The organism is Caproiciproducens galactitolivorans (assembly GCF_004768785.1).
In the GTDB taxonomy this organism is placed as follows: domain Bacteria; phylum Bacillota; class Clostridia; order Oscillospirales; family Acutalibacteraceae; genus Caproiciproducens; species Caproiciproducens galactitolivorans.
The window spans coordinates 60,399-74,361 of record NZ_SRMQ01000002.1 but is presented as its reverse complement, the minus strand read 5'-3'; the positions used below and the strand labels follow the sequence as shown (position 1 = coordinate 74,361).

Here is a 13,963-nt window from a genome sequence, read left to right as displayed (position 1 = left end):
TGTCCCATAAAACGGACTTATTCTGCATTCCTGTCGTCAGCGCCGCCCGAACGAATCCAGTCGTCAACCTCGGACAGTTTGAATTTCCAAAGCCTACCCACCTTATAGGCGGGCATATTCCTTTTTGCGATCCATTGCAGAATAGTTTCGCGGCCTACGCCAAGATACTCCTGTACTTCCTTTAAAGTAGACCATTTTTCAATGTTTTTATCGCTCACGTTATTAACCTCCAAATGAGTGTCTATTTTATTTCGAACTTGGATTCGATAGTAACGTTGAATAACCTTTTGTTATTTGGGAAGCAATCGTTACCCTCGCTATCCTGCATCTCCCACAAACAATCATAATGTCCTTCAAAACCACGAGTGTCAAAGCTCGTGGTTATTTTTATATCTTTACCTGGAGCTACATCTGGTATCTCGATGTAGTTTGTTTCGGTTCTCGGTCTTACATCGGCATGGTTAACAAAAACTAGTTTTCGGCCACGCCATGTTTGATTACCGGTGTTGCGGATTACCCATGTGTGGTCAAATTGTTCATAACACTTCTTTGAATATATCCGCATCGGTAGAAATTCGAGAACATAAGCGCCATCACCGGGATACAACGGAGCCAAAGACTGTGGCTTTTCATCAGCTGGCTCAATGAGGAGTCTTTGATATTCCATTGCCACGATATCATCAACATCGCTATCATAACTTTTTATGAGGTTACGGAACTGAAGCGCAAGAGCCCGAGAAAAGGTATCTCTCGCTGGTTCGAGTGAAACCGGTATTGCAAATGCTGTCATCGCTTGTCTAACCTTATCATCCTTCAAATGCTTTTCAAATAGACCAACCAACGCGTCCAACTGAATATTTGCTGGAAATGAATCCTTGAGATTTTGTGTCAGCGGCTTCGAACCATTGTACAGTTTCTTCTGATATTCCTTGTCAGCAGTGATTGATGCAGAGAAATAAGAACTCCCACCAGCTACAAACAACTTGCTCACAAATAAACCTTGGCTGGATATCTGCTGACAATAAGGATATATGTTTTTGCAATACTGGGAGAAGTTGATTGTAATCACCTCCGAGAAAGTCCCTTAATTAGTCCCTTTAGTCCCCTTAAAGGCCAATTTTTAGTCCCTTTGCACCCTGCTATTCTTATTACAGATGGCAGGGCGTTGCTTATCTGTGTTTCCAATGTGAGATATTGACTTTCATATTATATCGCATCTTTATGTAAAAATCCACTCTTGCCGACCAAGATGTTTATAAAAAGTCATAAACTCACTATTCAAGGCTAAAAATACGTTCTTGTCATTTGAAATCACCTCTAAGTGCATCTACTGATCACGGATGGTTCAGCGTAGCAAGGTGAACAAACGAATAACGAACAGCTGACTACTGAACAGGAAGCTGCAATCCGAAACGGAGAAATCTGTGATGGACTGCGGTCTGGCTCTTATTGCCTTTTTCAGCTGAGCAGCGAATTCCTCCGTTTCGAGACAACGAAAAACGGAGGAATTATTAATGTCAACCAAAGTAAACCAGAGCCAAACCCGTGTCTATAAGATCTACCTGCCCCATGAAAAGAAGTGGGTCGAAGTTACCGAAACACAGTACTACGCCTACTACCGCGACATCTGGGCTACAAGAAAACGCGCCCACGCACATCGCCAGTACATGTGCCCAAAGGACAAGCACTGGATGTGCGACGGCGAGGAGTTCTCCATGCTGGACAAGCTCGCCGATCCAAGCGACAGCATCGAAGATGTCGTTACCGACCAGATCATGTTGGACATGCTATTACAGCGTCTCGCAGAGATCATGCCGGAAGCCCGTCATATTGGCGACCTGCGTATGGCCGGAATGTCCGGTGCAGAGATTGCTGACAAAATTGGTATCCCGCGTACCACATTTCTTTCCCGCCTAAAGAAGGCCAAAGAACTCCTGCAGCGCGAATACCCGGACCTATTCTAAATCCTACATCTCCGGCCGTCCCATAAAACGGTCGGAGATATTTTTTCAAAATATTTTCGTTTTCTTCGTCAAAACGACCTCCTCCCCTCCAGTGGGTAGTGGAAAGAGCAAAAACGAAAACCGCTCCTTCCAAGGAGGTGAACGAGATGTATGGAACCGATACCCGGACCCGCGCTGTAGACGGAGAGCTCATAGAAGTTTTGACCGCAATTAGTGTAGTATCCAAACGTCTGGCAAGAAAACTGACGATACTTGCCGATCAGAGTCAACACATGGAAGGAGGAAAAGGAGATGAGCAAAATGAGCGAAATGGCTGCGTCTATCGAAGAACTGAAGCGAATCTTGCTCTGGCGCAGTATGAGTTCAAGCTTCCGCCGCTCCTCACAGATGAGGACATCGAGGATATTCTCTCTAAGGTAGATGAGCTTGTATCCTGGGCATCTGATATCAAGGATTACGCTCTGCAGCAGGCAATCAGCGGCAAAAAATGGGCCGGCTGGAAGCTGGTCGAGGGCCGTTCCAACAGGAAATACGTTAACGACGCGGTTGTCGCCGATGTCGTCGAGCACGCAAGCTTCGACCCGTATGAGCGCAAGGTGCTCGGTGTCACAGCCATGCAGAAACTGCTCGGAAAATCCCGCTTTGATGAACTCTTAAGCCCCTACATTGAAAAGCCGCAAGGCAAACCCACTCTTGTGCCGGAGAACGATAAACGCCCGGCAATGTCAACGGCAGCAGCCGATTTTAATGAAAATTAAGGAGGACAATCATATGCCTAACAATACGAACAAGGTCAACAACCCCATGAAAGTTATCACTGGTCCCGATACCCGCTGGTCCTATGCCAACGTCTGGGAGCCGAAATCCATCAACGGCGGCACTCCGAAGTACAGTGTCAGCCTCATTATACCAAAGTCCGACACCAAGGCCGTCGCCAAGCTGAAGGCTGCCATCGAAGCTGCTTATCGCGAAGGTGAGTCCAAGCTCAAGGGAAACGGCAAGACAGTGCCGCCTCTGGCCGCAATTAAAAACCCGCTTCGTGACGGTGACGTCGAGCGCCCTGATGATCCGGCTTATGCTAACGCTTACTTCATCAATGCCAACTCCACGACAGCACCCGGTATCGTGGACGCTGATCGCAACCCTGTCATCACCCGCTCTGAGGTGTACTCCGGAGTGTACGGCCGCGCCAGCATCAATTTCTATGCTTTCAACAGCAATGGCAACAAGGGTATTGCCTGCGGTCTCAATAACCTGCAGCTCATCCGCGCCGGCGAGCCTCTTGGCGGCAAGACAAGCGCAGAGAACGACTTCGCGTCCGAGAACGACGACGATTTTCTGAACTAAGGAGGAACTCGACTATGGAAACTACAACGATTCTCTGCATTCTTCTTCTCAGCCTTTACCTTGCTCTGGCGGTTTTTTGGATCATCCGTTCCATCCTTGATATTGTCGAAGATCGTAAGCGTGAAAAGCGCAACGCTCAGTGGGAAGCTGAAAGGCTCCAGCTTGAAAAGCAACGCGACGCCCGCGATGAGGAGTATCATCAAAAGCGCATGGAGCAGCTAAACAAGTAAGACCCGGCTCGTGGGTGGTGGGAGCAATCCTGCCACCCATTTGGCCAATTGAAAGGAACGGTGTAAATGAAAACACTCTCTATTGATATCGAAACCTACAGCAGCGCACCGCTCTCCAAATGCGGCGTTTATAAATATGTAGAGGCTCCTGACTTCGAGATTCTTCTGTTCAGTTATAGTGTTGACGGTGGTCCTGTTCAGGTCATTGACCTTGCCTGCGGAGAGAAGCTCCCACATGAAATCACGATTGCACTAACTGACGATACTGTAACAAAATGGGCCTTCAATGCCAATTTCGAACGTATCTGCCTCTCCCGCTTCCTTGGGCTACCGACCGGTGAATATCTCAAACCGTCGCAGTGGCGCTGCTCAATGGTATGGGCGGCAACAATGGGATTGCCGTTGTCGCTGGAAGGTGTAGGTGCAGTTCTTGGGCTTGAAAAGCAGAAGCTCACCGAGGAACCTCATTAAATATTTCTGCCAGCCCTGCATCCCCACGAAATCCAATGGTGGCCGCAGGTAGAATGGAAAAGCCATAATTGACAAAGAGGCTGCAGAGCAAATAAAAGTATTATTTCAATCCTACCTGAGCGGCGATTCATTGGCAATAGCCGCCAAGAAAGCGGGCATTAAAGGCTTCCATTCGGGCATCGGCAGGATTCTCCGCAACAAACGATATCTCGGTGATGAGTTTTATCCGGCGATCATTGACAAAGACATTTTCAACACTGCCGAGGCAGAACGAATTATGCGGTCGGAAATGCTCGGCCGTAATCGAAAGCCAAAGCAAGAAAAAGAGGCCATCTATCCTACTGTCTTCCGAATGAAAGAAGGAACAGAGGAATTCGACGACCCCTTCGCGCAGGCGGAATACGCCTACAGTTTAATTGAAACGGAGGTGAACAAGAATGGCAGCAAGTAAAAGCGTCATTGTGATTCCGGCAAGGAAGCACGTGCTAAAAAGCCAAGATGAAGAAAAGCCAAAGCTCCGCGTTGCAGCTTACTGCCGTGTATCCACGGACAGTGATGAGCAGGCCACCAGTTATGAAACACAGATTGAACATTACACCGCCTACATACAAGGTCACCCTGACTGGGTACTGGCGGGAATTTTTGCGGATGACGGCATCCCGGGCACCAACACCAAGAAGCGCGAGGAATTCAACCGCATGATTAACGAATGTATGGCTGGTAATATCGATATGATCATCACCAAGTCCATCAGCCGATTTGCCAGAAACACGCTGGACTGCCTGAAATATATCCGCCAGCTGAAGGACAAGAACATTCCGGTCTATTTTGAGAAGGAATAAATAAAGCAGGCTAAAAACCCAGTAAAATCAAGGTTTTTAGCCTGTTTAATGCTTGTTTTGCCGCTTGTTTGTCGCTTAAATCTGCTAAATAATACTTGAAGAAAGTAAGCAACTAATTAAAATTGTTACACTTTATCCATTGTATTCATTTCGATTTTAAGTATAATAAATTATGGGTTTTTATGTCCGCGCATTTTTTGCACGCCCGGATATATCCCAAAATATTTGATATGGGGCGCTGCATTATGGCAAAAAAAGAAGCAAATTTTGATTTATTTATACATGACTTGCTGAAAGAAGCAGGAATACGAGCAGATACGCAAGGTAGTAATATTCTTGAAATTGATAATGCCTTGAAAACCGCTTCAAAACATCAAACAGGAAAAACAGGTTTCCCGGAATATGTAGCGGTCGTACGCGACTTTGTTCTTGTTATGGAAGATAAGGCTGACAGAACAAATTTGTGCTTAATGGAAAACGGTCAGATTTCTCAATCCGTTGCCGCCACAACTGATTATGCCGTAAATGGTGCTTTGTTCTATGCAAAAAAGATTATTGAGCAGACTTCATTTAAAAAAGTTTTTGCTTTTGGAAATGCAGGCGACAAAAAGCACCATATTCTACGCCCACTTTTTGTTGATGAACACGGCTATAAAGAATTGCCTGACGTGCAAACATTTGAAAACTTTTCTGAAAGCAATATAGAAGAATATTATAAACGCATTGTTTTAGAGGAAATTCCGCCGGAAGATATTGAACTTGGCGACATTCTGAAAAAAGCAAAAGAACTTCACGAATATCTGCGAAATTATGGCGGCTTGGGGGAAGATGAAAAGCCGCTTGTCGTATCCGCTATTCTTCTTGCTTTGCGTGAACAAAAATACGGTTTCAATCTTGACCAGTTAACTGGGGACACGGTGAAAACTGACGGTGCAAAGCTCTATGAGCAATTGGAAAATAACTTAAAAAGAGCGAATGTTGCGCCAGAAGTAAAAAAAGAACGTGTCCTTAATCAATTTACGCTTATAAAAGACCGTCCGCAACTGAATTCTGTGCGTGATGACATGGAAACTGATTCTGACGGGAAAAGGCTCGCAAAAACGCCATTGAAGTTTTTTGCAGAATACATAAATAGAAATATTTTTAAGGCAATTATTTCCAATTCTCCAGAAGATTATTTAGGGCGTTTTTACGGTGAATTTGTTTCTTATTCCGGCGGCGACGGACAGGCTTTGGGCGTTGTGCTCACACCACGCCATATTACTGAACTGTTTTGCGAATTGGTAGATTTAAAGCCGACGGACGTTTTATTTGACCCTTGCTGCGGCACGGGCGGTTTTTTAATTTCAGGAATGCACAAAATGTTGCAAGCTGCAAGCAGCGAACAACAGCGCAAGGATATAAAGAAAAAGCAAATACATGGCATTGAAATTCGTGACGATATGTTTTCTATTGCCACAACAAACATGATTTTGCGCGGCGATGGACAAAGCAATTTAATTTGTGACGACTTTTTCAAACAGAAACCCGGTGACATTCAGTTAAAAGGTGTTACCGTCGGAATGATGAACCCGCCCTATTCGCAAGCAAAGAGCAAAGAAACCGCGCATCTGTCCGAACTTTGCTTTGTACGCCATTTGCTGAATTGCGTAACGGTCGGCGGTCGAGTTGCCGTTATCGTTCCTGTTTCCGCTATGATTGGCAAAACAAAGGAAGATAAAGCTGTTAAGGAAGAAATACTGAAAAACCACACATTAGAGGGTGTTATTAGTCTGAATAAAGATACTTTTTACCGTGTCGGAACGGTTCCTTGCATAGCCGTTTTCACGGCTGGAGAACCACACCCGGCAAAGAAACTGTCAAAGTTTATTAACTTTGAGGACGACGGATTTGAAGTAAAAAAACATCTTGGTTTGGTAGAAACTGAACGTGCAAAAGACAGGCGACAATATCTGCTCGATTGTTGGCGTGGTAAAATTACCGATTGTCCATCAAATTTCATGGTAGAAACCATGGTTGAAGATAGCGACGAATGGTTGCATTCATTCTATTATTACAATGATGAAATACCCACTGAACAGGATTTTCTAAACAGTATTGCCGACTATTTGACGTTTGAATTTAATATGATTACCCACGGGCGCGGGTATCTGTTCAACACAAAGGACGGTGAACAATAATGCTTTCATTGAATGATAGAGAATGGAAAACATTTCAGTTGACAGATATTTTTTCTATTAAATCCACTTCAAGCAGTATAGACAAAATAAAGCTGAAACGTATTGCAGGACATTATCCATATATAACTCGTACTGATACTAACAATGGAATAAACGACTTCGTTTGTAAACAAGAGGGATATCAACTCGACGGGGGCAATTGTATTACTATTGGATTAGATACCCAGACAGCATTTTATCAAGATAATGCTTTTTATACTGGCCAAAACATTCAGGTTCTAAGAAATTCTAAAATAAACAGGTATAATGCAAAGTTTATTTTACCAATATTAAAAAATACACTTTCAGTTTTTAATTGGGGGGGAAATGGCGCAACGCTAACTCGACTAAAAAGAAGTAAAATTCTTCTCCCCATTACTGACAAAGGCGAACCCGATTACACTTTTATGGAACAGTATATAAAAGAGCGGGAGCGGCAAATCATACAAAATTACATTGATTATATCGGCAAAAATATTCAAATAGGGGGGGCGCTTCCACCACTTAATCAAAAAGAATGGCGAGAATTCCGTATATGTGATATATTTACCATTGGCGCGGGTAAGCGCTTAACAAGAGCCGATATGCTAAGTGGTAACAAGCCTTTTATCGGTGCAACAGATAATAACAATGGTATTACAGAATTCGTATCAAACACCAATGTATCAGAAGATAGCAACGTTTTAGGTGTAAATTATAATGGTAGTGTCGTTGAAAATTTTTATCATCCATATACTTGTATTTTTTCTGACGATGTAAAGCGCTTTAAACTAAAAAATGGACAAGGCAATGCGTATATATATTTATTTTTAAAAACAATGATATTACAGCAAAAGAATAAGTATACATACGGATATAAGTTTAATGAAAAGAGAATGCATAGGCAGTTTTTACTACTCCCCATTGATGAAAGCGGCTTGCCTGATTGGATCTATATGGAAGAATATGCTAAGCAAATTTATTATAAAATCCGTCTTGAATATTTGCAACAAAAGGCTTTGACAATTACCGCATAATTACCTACCACGCTTTTTACAATACAGCGTTAAATCCTGCTTGTACCCCTCAAACGTGTCCACGCGGGTAATATCGTACAAAACGCCCTTGTAGCGTATAACATGAGCGGTCGTGATGTCGCCGCGCCAGTTAATCACAAATTGGACTTCCTCGGTAGCCTGTACACTCATGGCGGCGTAAACCTCTTTGCCGGAAAGCTGCCGGAAGTACGCCCACATGGGCGGGGCTATCGGTGTTAAGGTTTCTATGGAATAGCCGTCCGGGTCTTTTGTATGCGTGACGGCTAAAACCTCTATTTTCTTATCTTTCAGCTTCAATGCGCATTCCCCTTTAAATTGCATTCGTAAATTCGTTGTAATGCTCATACAGCCCGACATAACAATCAAGTAAAGCCGCCGTCCCGTCAATCCGTTGCCGGGGCGATTGATTTTTTATGGGTACAATGTTCCCGTTGCGGTCGGTCTGAATGCCTGTGTTCGTCAGGCACCATTTCAAAACCGGGTTGTTGTTGTATATGACTTTATGCGCCTGTAAGTCTGCGCCTAACATCTGCATAGGCAGCGACAGAGTTTTTGCCCCCTGTATGCACCAGACCATATTAAAGCCCTGCAGTGTCATTTCCTCGACAAAGTACCGCGCCGAATAGCTGTCATAGTAAACCCATGCCGGGAACAGTTCGTATTGTAATGGTCAAGCAATTTTGTAACACCACTGTCTAAATTAAGCCAATCCATACCTTGCTTCATATGGCGTTCGATAATCGTTGTATGAGAGTGGACGAACCTGATTGTACCAAACATATGCATATTCTGAAATAGCATGTGTCAATTCTTCATCGGTTCGAAAGTTGAATCGATTTATCAATTCCGCCTTAAAAGTATTGTAATAACGTTCCATCGGAGCGTTGTCGTAAGGGCACCCTGCAGCGCTCATGCTCTGCGTGATGCCGTGCTTCTGACAATAACTGATGAATTGAATAGAAGAAAATTGGCTACCCTGGTCGGAATGTAATATCAGATTCTCAGGTTTCTTCTTCTGTGAATGAAGGGCTTTTTCAAGAGTCATGATTGCTAAATCGCTCGTAATCCATTTGCCAGTTTCACTTGCAATCACACTGCGGTCATACAAATCAATGATGGTGCAGTTGTAGCGCATGAAACCGTTGGTAAGAAAAACATATGTAAAGTCTGTACACCAGACCTGATTGGCTTTGTCTGCCACAAAGTTTCGTTTCAAGAGATTTGGAAAGATTGTGTGAGCATGTCCCTTTTTGTACCCAGGGCGTTTACGGCGGCAGACACACTGTAGATGAAGTTCTTTGTTCATATATTTGTGAACTGTAGTTTTGCTCAAAAATATCTGCTTTCTTGCAAGGAAGACACGCATGCTCCTATGTCCAAGAATTCCACCAAATTCATGATAGATATCCTTGATTTCACGGAAAATCTCGCTTCTTTTCGCACGATAAGCCACTTTGTTTTGTTTCAAGTAATTGTAGTATGCGTTTGGAAATATCCCCATTCGTTTTAACAGCCAACGTGTTCCAAAATTCTTGTGATGTTTTTCAATGAATCGATATGCCACTAATCGATTTCCTTCGCAAAGAATGCCGCTGCTTTTTTTAAAAAGTCGTTTTCTTTCTTTGCTTCTGCAAGCTCCTGACGAAGTTTCCGATTTTCCTGCATTAATTTGTACTCTGATTTTGCGGCATCATTTGTTTGGCATTCTTCACGGTAAGCGCGAACCCAGTTTGAAACGGTAGCGTGACAGATTCCATATTCAGCAGCGAGGCTTGAAATTGTGCGGCCATCCTGAATATGTAGTTTTACAACTTTTTTCTTGGTTTCTTCTGTAATTGTTTGCATGATATACTCCTCTTTTCTAATAGATATTGTAATCTATTGGGCAGAAGTGTTACAAGTTCAGTATACCATTACAATTTTATTTAAAAATGTTTCCTCATCACCTAAATACTCTTCTATTGGCCCAAATTCGTCATAGTCATAAGCAAATTTCTCATATAAATCTCTCATTAAGAAATCTCCTTTCTATAAAGCAGCTCTCACTTTTTTACATCTGTACATCCAACCTGACCACACAACCTCAAAAAATTCCGAAAAAACATCTAAATCGTCCACTCACAAAGGTTGACATCTAACCTGTACACTCGCGGGGCTATGACATCTAACCTGACCACTTAACTATCAAATAAGGCCTTTATGGACTTATTTCCGTATAGTGAAAAAATCATGTTTTCAATCAATGGGTTTCATACCCATATGTGTGAAAAGCATTGATTTATAAGGCTTTTTCACACTATCACTCTTTCGCCCTTGACATCAATACGCACGTTTCAACGTGAGTGGTCGATATGGATGTCACTCGTAATTTTCCACATAAAACAGGTGCTACATGCTGGCATAATAAGGCAAAATGTATATATTTCTGTGTGCTTAATATAGCGTTATCAATACTACTGTCTCAACCTATGCGTTTGTGGAAACATATCGACCGCTTCTATATATTGTGTTTTTATACCGTGATTTCTTTTTCTCATACTACATCTCGTGACATCAATACTACCGTCTCCACGTGATTCGTATACGGAAACATATCCACCGGCTGGATGGCTTCAACGCGGTAGCCGCATTTTGTCAGATACAGCAAATCGCGCTCCTGTGTCTCGGGATTGCAGGAAATGTAAACAACTTTTTTGGGGCTGAGCGTCACAAGCGAGGACAAAAAGGTTTCGTCGCTTCCGGCGCGCGGCGGATCCATGAAGACTACGTCCGCGGTTTCCTTTTCCATTGCCATTTCCAGCATGAATTCACCTGCGTCCGCGCAGGTAAAGTAAGCGTTTCGAATTATATTTCGCTTCGCGTTCGCGATCGCGTCGCGGACCGCATCTTTATTGTTCTCCACACCTATGACGCGCCCCGCCTGCCGGCTGGCGATCAACCCGATGGTTCCGATTCCGCAGTAAGCGTCGATCACGGTTTCCTTCCCGGTAAGCCGCGCAAGCTCCATGGCTTTGCCGTAAAGGGCCTCGGTCTGCACCGGATTGATCTGATAAAAGGATTTGGCGGAAATGCGGAATACGCAGCCGCAAAGGGTATCCTCTATGGTTCCCGGCCCGTACAAGACCTTTTCGTTCTCGCCCAGGACCAGGCTGGTAAAATGGTTGTTTACATTCAAAAGAACCGTTGTAATTTCGGGATGCTTTTTCAAAAGCGCCTTGACAAAATTGTTTTTCGATGGGAATACCGGCGTTCCCGCGACAAGGACAACCATTATCTGCCCGCTTGAAAACCCGCGCTTTACAAGCACATGGCGCAGAAATCCGCGGCGGGTCATTTCGTCGTAGGGCTGGAGCTTAAACCCGGGCATCAGGTCCCGAATGGTGCCGATGATCTCATCCGCCTTTTCATCCTCCGTCAGGCAACTGTTGACCGGCACAATCCGGTGCGTGCTGGACTGATATACGCCCGAAATAATCTTTCCCTTTCTGTCCGTACCAAACGCCGCCTGCACTTTGTTGCGGTAATGGTACGGATTTTCCATGCCTAAAATCGGGCTGACCGCATGGAATTTTCCAAGAAGCTTCTCCACCCGATTCTGTTTCCATTGAAGTTGCCGGGCATACGTCATATTCTGAAGCTGGCAGCCCCCACACTTGCGATAAAGCGGACATGGGGCTGTTTTTTCCGTTAAATCTGTCACTGTGTTAACTCCCATCGTATTTTCTGTTATGAAAAGCCTGCCATTTTATTATGAACAAAAACTCAGGATTCCTGCTGTGCCAAATTCAACATAACCGACACGGTAAAGGTTCGGCTGTCATGCTGTATGGAGCAGGTACCGTGATATTTTTCCGCTACCTTCTGCACGTTGGAAAGCCCGATGCCGCAGATTCCTCCGCCCGTTTTCACGGAGCGGTAGACATCGTTTTCCTTGCGCACATAGCCGTTATAGGTATTGGATATTCTGATAAACAGGCAGTCTGCTTTTATCCTCGCATCGATGGACAAATCTTTCTTGACCGACGGGTCATCGATCCTTTCAAGCGCTTCCATCGCGTTGTCCAGGAGATTCCCGAACAGGATACATAAATCCACGTTTTCAATGGGCAGCGACGGCGGCAGAAAAACGGATACCGAGGGCGCCACCCCCATTTCCTCAATTTTGGCCAGCTTCTGGGCGATGATAATATCAATAATGACGTTCCCGCTCTGATAAGGCAGCTTTGTATCGCAAATGTCCTGATATACGGAGGAAATGTAGCGTTGCGCCTCCTCGCATTGGCCGAGCTTCAGCATGGAGGAAACGCAGCGCATATGGTTCTTGATATCATGGCGTATTGCGATCACTTCCCGCTGGGAGGCTTCCAGATTCGTATAGTAATCTTCCTGCATTTCCAGCATTTTGCGGAACATCGCGTAGCGTTCGCTTGTTTCGTCCAGAACAACCGTTTTATCCAGCAGGTAAAACACCGCCAGCGCCATGCAGATGAGCAGGACCGCGGCATCACCGTACAACGGAAGGCTGTTCCCATCCAGCGAATGGGTAAAAACCCGGGTTACAATATAGAGCACGCCTGTCGGCGCCAAAAAGACGAAAAGCGTGTAGGGGATAATCTTATTTTCAAGCCGCAGCTTCCGAAAGCGAAGAATAACCGCTACAAAAAGCAGGAAGAACAGGCAGGCTTCAATCTGCGTTTCCGCCCCCAACACCAGGTCGGACGGAAGCGCCGGAAGCGTCTGGTTTTCCAGCTTTCCCAAAATAAAATAAACGGCGAAAAGCTTCCCGGCGTAATTCAGAATCACGAACAAAAAGCAAGTAAGCGCTTTAATCTGAAGGTTCTCTTCAAAATACACAACCGCTAGAATAAAAGTAAAGATCAGGTAGAACGGCGCGGTTGAAAACAGGGGGCAGTTGAGGCTGTACGATATGAACTGAAAAATAAAATAGGACAAAAGGCCGAGCAAATTGTATGTCTGCGTCACCTGCTTCTTCATCGTCAGAAACGCAGCGTAAAGCCGGTTTAAAATGATGGTTTCCGCCAAAGAGAGAAAGCATTCGGTAAGCAGGAGGTTTGGATTCATCAAAGCTGCGCCTCCGTATACTCTAAAAAACTTTGGCGGAATTCTTTTGCTTTATGCTTGCTTAAAGGGACCTGATGCCCGTCATTCATCGTAATGACGTCTTTATAGACATTGCGCACATTTTCCAGATTGATGACGAAGCTCTTGTGCGCCCGGAAAAAATGATACGGCGTCATCTGCTCCGCGATTTCACTTATCTTTCCGGAAAACTCGTACCGCTCCTGCAAGGTAACCAGCGTAATGGTCCTCACCTGTGATTCAAAATAGCAGATGTCATGCAGACGTACCTTGGTAACGCCGCTGTCGCCGGTAAACGTGAAGTAATTTTCATTCAGCTGTTCCGAACGGTCCAGCACCTGGCGGACTTCATTTAGGAAATCCTCTTTCTCCACCGGTTTCAGAAGGTAACGCCGGGCATTCACCTTATACCCGTCCACCGCAAACTTTTCGGTTGCGGTCACAATCAGAATCGGAACCGATTCGTCATACTGCCGGACTTGTTCGGCAGTTTCTATTCCATTAAGCGGTTTCATGAACATATCCAGTATCAGAAGATCGAACCGATGGCCTCGTTCATGCAACGCGATCAGTTCTTCCCCATTCTTCAGCACCGTCGTTTCAACGGGTATATGCTCTTTTTTCAGCTCCGCTAAATAACCCGTTAAAATATCCAAGTCGTACTGACTATCGTCGCACAGGGCGATAAAGAACATTGCGGGTCCTCCTTTTCCATGTTGTTTTAATTATAACAGTTCGGAAAAAAAGAACAAG

Annotated in this window: 14 protein-coding genes and 3 pseudogenes; 9 read left to right on the top strand and 8 right to left on the bottom strand. The window is 44.5% G+C overall.

Features of this window, described 5'->3' with window-relative positions; translation table 11 throughout:
- Window positions 1-17 precede the first annotated feature (17 nt).
- Both CAGA_RS02935 and CAGA_RS02930 read right to left on the bottom strand, forming a co-directional pair.
- Window positions 18-218, bottom strand: a complete 201-nt coding sequence (locus tag CAGA_RS02935; protein WP_135657560.1) for a helix-turn-helix domain-containing protein — start codon at window positions 216-218, stop codon at window positions 18-20.
- 23 nt (window positions 219-241) lie between these two features.
- A complete protein-coding gene (locus tag CAGA_RS02930; protein WP_135657558.1) occupies window positions 242-1,069 on the bottom strand; it encodes an NBR1-Ig-like domain-containing protein in 828 nt (275 codons plus the stop codon).
- Between the two features lie 445 nt (window positions 1,070-1,514).
- Between CAGA_RS02930 and CAGA_RS02925 the strand changes: the two genes are divergently transcribed.
- The 9 genes and pseudogenes from CAGA_RS02925 (at window position 1,515) to CAGA_RS02885 (ending at window position 8,089) form a co-directional block, all read left to right on the top strand.
- Window positions 1,515-1,964 (top strand): RNA polymerase sigma factor, encoded by a 450-nt coding sequence (locus CAGA_RS02925; RefSeq protein WP_135657556.1) that lies wholly within the window; start codon window positions 1,515-1,517, stop codon window positions 1,962-1,964.
- Between the two features lie 326 nt (window positions 1,965-2,290).
- Window positions 2,291-2,722: pseudogene (locus CAGA_RS02920) on the top strand (DUF2800 domain-containing protein); the annotation flags it as partial.
- A gap of 13 nt (window positions 2,723-2,735) precedes the next feature.
- On the top strand, window positions 2,736-3,311 hold the full coding sequence (locus CAGA_RS02915) for a DUF2815 family protein (RefSeq protein WP_135657554.1): 576 nt from the start codon (window positions 2,736-2,738) through the stop codon (window positions 3,309-3,311).
- 14 nt (window positions 3,312-3,325) lie between these two features.
- Window positions 3,326-3,541, top strand: coding sequence for a hypothetical protein (locus CAGA_RS02910; RefSeq protein ID WP_135657553.1), 216 nt, complete (start codon window positions 3,326-3,328; stop codon window positions 3,539-3,541).
- Window positions 3,542-3,607: 66 nt separating this feature from the next.
- Window positions 3,608-4,058, top strand: a pseudogene (locus CAGA_RS02905) (hypothetical protein); the annotation flags it as partial.
- A gap of 84 nt (window positions 4,059-4,142) precedes the next feature.
- Window positions 4,143-4,463 carry a recombinase gene (locus CAGA_RS02900; RefSeq protein ID WP_330566952.1) on the top strand — a complete coding sequence of 107 codons (321 nt, stop codon included), beginning with the start codon at window positions 4,143-4,145 and terminating at the stop codon, window positions 4,461-4,463.
- Window positions 4,450-4,851, top strand: a pseudogene (locus CAGA_RS02895) (recombinase family protein); the annotation flags it as partial. The gene CAGA_RS02900 and the pseudogene CAGA_RS02895, both read left to right, overlap by 14 nt.
- A gap of 248 nt (window positions 4,852-5,099) precedes the next feature.
- Complete coding sequence (locus CAGA_RS02890) at window positions 5,100-7,034, top strand: HsdM family class I SAM-dependent methyltransferase (RefSeq protein WP_135657549.1); 1,935 nt, start codon at window positions 5,100-5,102, stop codon at window positions 7,032-7,034.
- Window positions 7,034-8,089 (top strand): restriction endonuclease subunit S, encoded by a 1,056-nt coding sequence (locus tag CAGA_RS02885; protein ID WP_135657547.1) that lies wholly within the window; start codon window positions 7,034-7,036, stop codon window positions 8,087-8,089. The genes CAGA_RS02890 and CAGA_RS02885 overlap by 1 nt, the downstream gene beginning before the upstream one ends.
- On the opposite strand, the gene CAGA_RS02880 is transcribed toward CAGA_RS02885, so the two are convergent.
- The 6 genes from CAGA_RS02880 to CAGA_RS02850 all read right to left on the bottom strand — a co-directional run bounded on the left by CAGA_RS02880 (window position 8,090) and on the right by CAGA_RS02850 (window position 13,905).
- Complete coding sequence (locus tag CAGA_RS02880; RefSeq protein WP_167875138.1) at window positions 8,090-8,407, bottom strand: phage head closure protein; 318 nt, start codon at window positions 8,405-8,407, stop codon at window positions 8,090-8,092.
- Between the two features lie 13 nt (window positions 8,408-8,420).
- A complete protein-coding gene (locus CAGA_RS02875; RefSeq protein WP_279221991.1) occupies window positions 8,421-8,765 on the bottom strand; it encodes a terminase TerL endonuclease subunit in 345 nt (114 codons plus the stop codon).
- Between the two features lie 45 nt (window positions 8,766-8,810).
- Window positions 8,811-9,955, bottom strand: a protein-coding gene (locus tag CAGA_RS02870) for an IS3 family transposase (RefSeq protein ID WP_135657541.1) whose coding sequence is annotated in 2 segments (ribosomal slippage) — window positions 8,811-9,715 and window positions 9,715-9,955 — 1,146 coding nt in all. Because the reading frame shifts where the segments join, the coding sequence is not laid out codon by codon here.
- Window positions 9,956-10,643: 688 nt separating this feature from the next.
- A complete protein-coding gene (gene rlmD / locus CAGA_RS02860; protein ID WP_243112923.1) occupies window positions 10,644-11,810 on the bottom strand; it encodes a 23S rRNA (uracil(1939)-C(5))-methyltransferase RlmD in 1,167 nt (388 codons plus the stop codon).
- 62 nt (window positions 11,811-11,872) lie between these two features.
- Entirely contained in the window at window positions 11,873-13,192 is a 1,320-nt protein-coding gene (locus CAGA_RS02855) for a sensor histidine kinase (RefSeq protein WP_243112933.1), read from the bottom strand.
- Window positions 13,192-13,905, bottom strand: a complete 714-nt coding sequence (locus tag CAGA_RS02850) for a LytR/AlgR family response regulator transcription factor (protein WP_135657535.1) — start codon at window positions 13,903-13,905, stop codon at window positions 13,192-13,194. Before CAGA_RS02850 ends, CAGA_RS02855 begins: the two co-directional genes overlap by 1 nt.
- Window positions 13,906-13,963: the final 58 nt, after the last annotated feature.

Bases quoted from the DNA above. Each gene is read 5' to 3' on its own strand.
- CAGA_RS02885 (WP_135657547.1), top strand. From the start codon at position 7,034: ATGCTTTCATTGAATGATAGAGAATGGAAAACATTTCAGTTGACAGAT.
- CAGA_RS02855 (WP_243112933.1), bottom strand. From the start codon at position 13,192: ATGAATCCAAACCTCCTGCTTACCGAATGCTTTCTCTCTTTGGCGGAA.
- CAGA_RS02910 (WP_135657553.1), top strand. From the start codon at position 3,326: ATGGAAACTACAACGATTCTCTGCATTCTTCTTCTCAGCCTTTACCTT.
- CAGA_RS02915 (WP_135657554.1), top strand. From the start codon at position 2,736: ATGCCTAACAATACGAACAAGGTCAACAACCCCATGAAAGTTATCACT.
- CAGA_RS02850 (WP_135657535.1), bottom strand. From the start codon at position 13,905: ATGTTCTTTATCGCCCTGTGCGACGATAGTCAGTACGACTTGGATATT.
- CAGA_RS02890 (WP_135657549.1), top strand. From the start codon at position 5,100: ATGGCAAAAAAAGAAGCAAATTTTGATTTATTTATACATGACTTGCTG.
- CAGA_RS02925 (WP_135657556.1), top strand. From the start codon at position 1,515: ATGTCAACCAAAGTAAACCAGAGCCAAACCCGTGTCTATAAGATCTAC.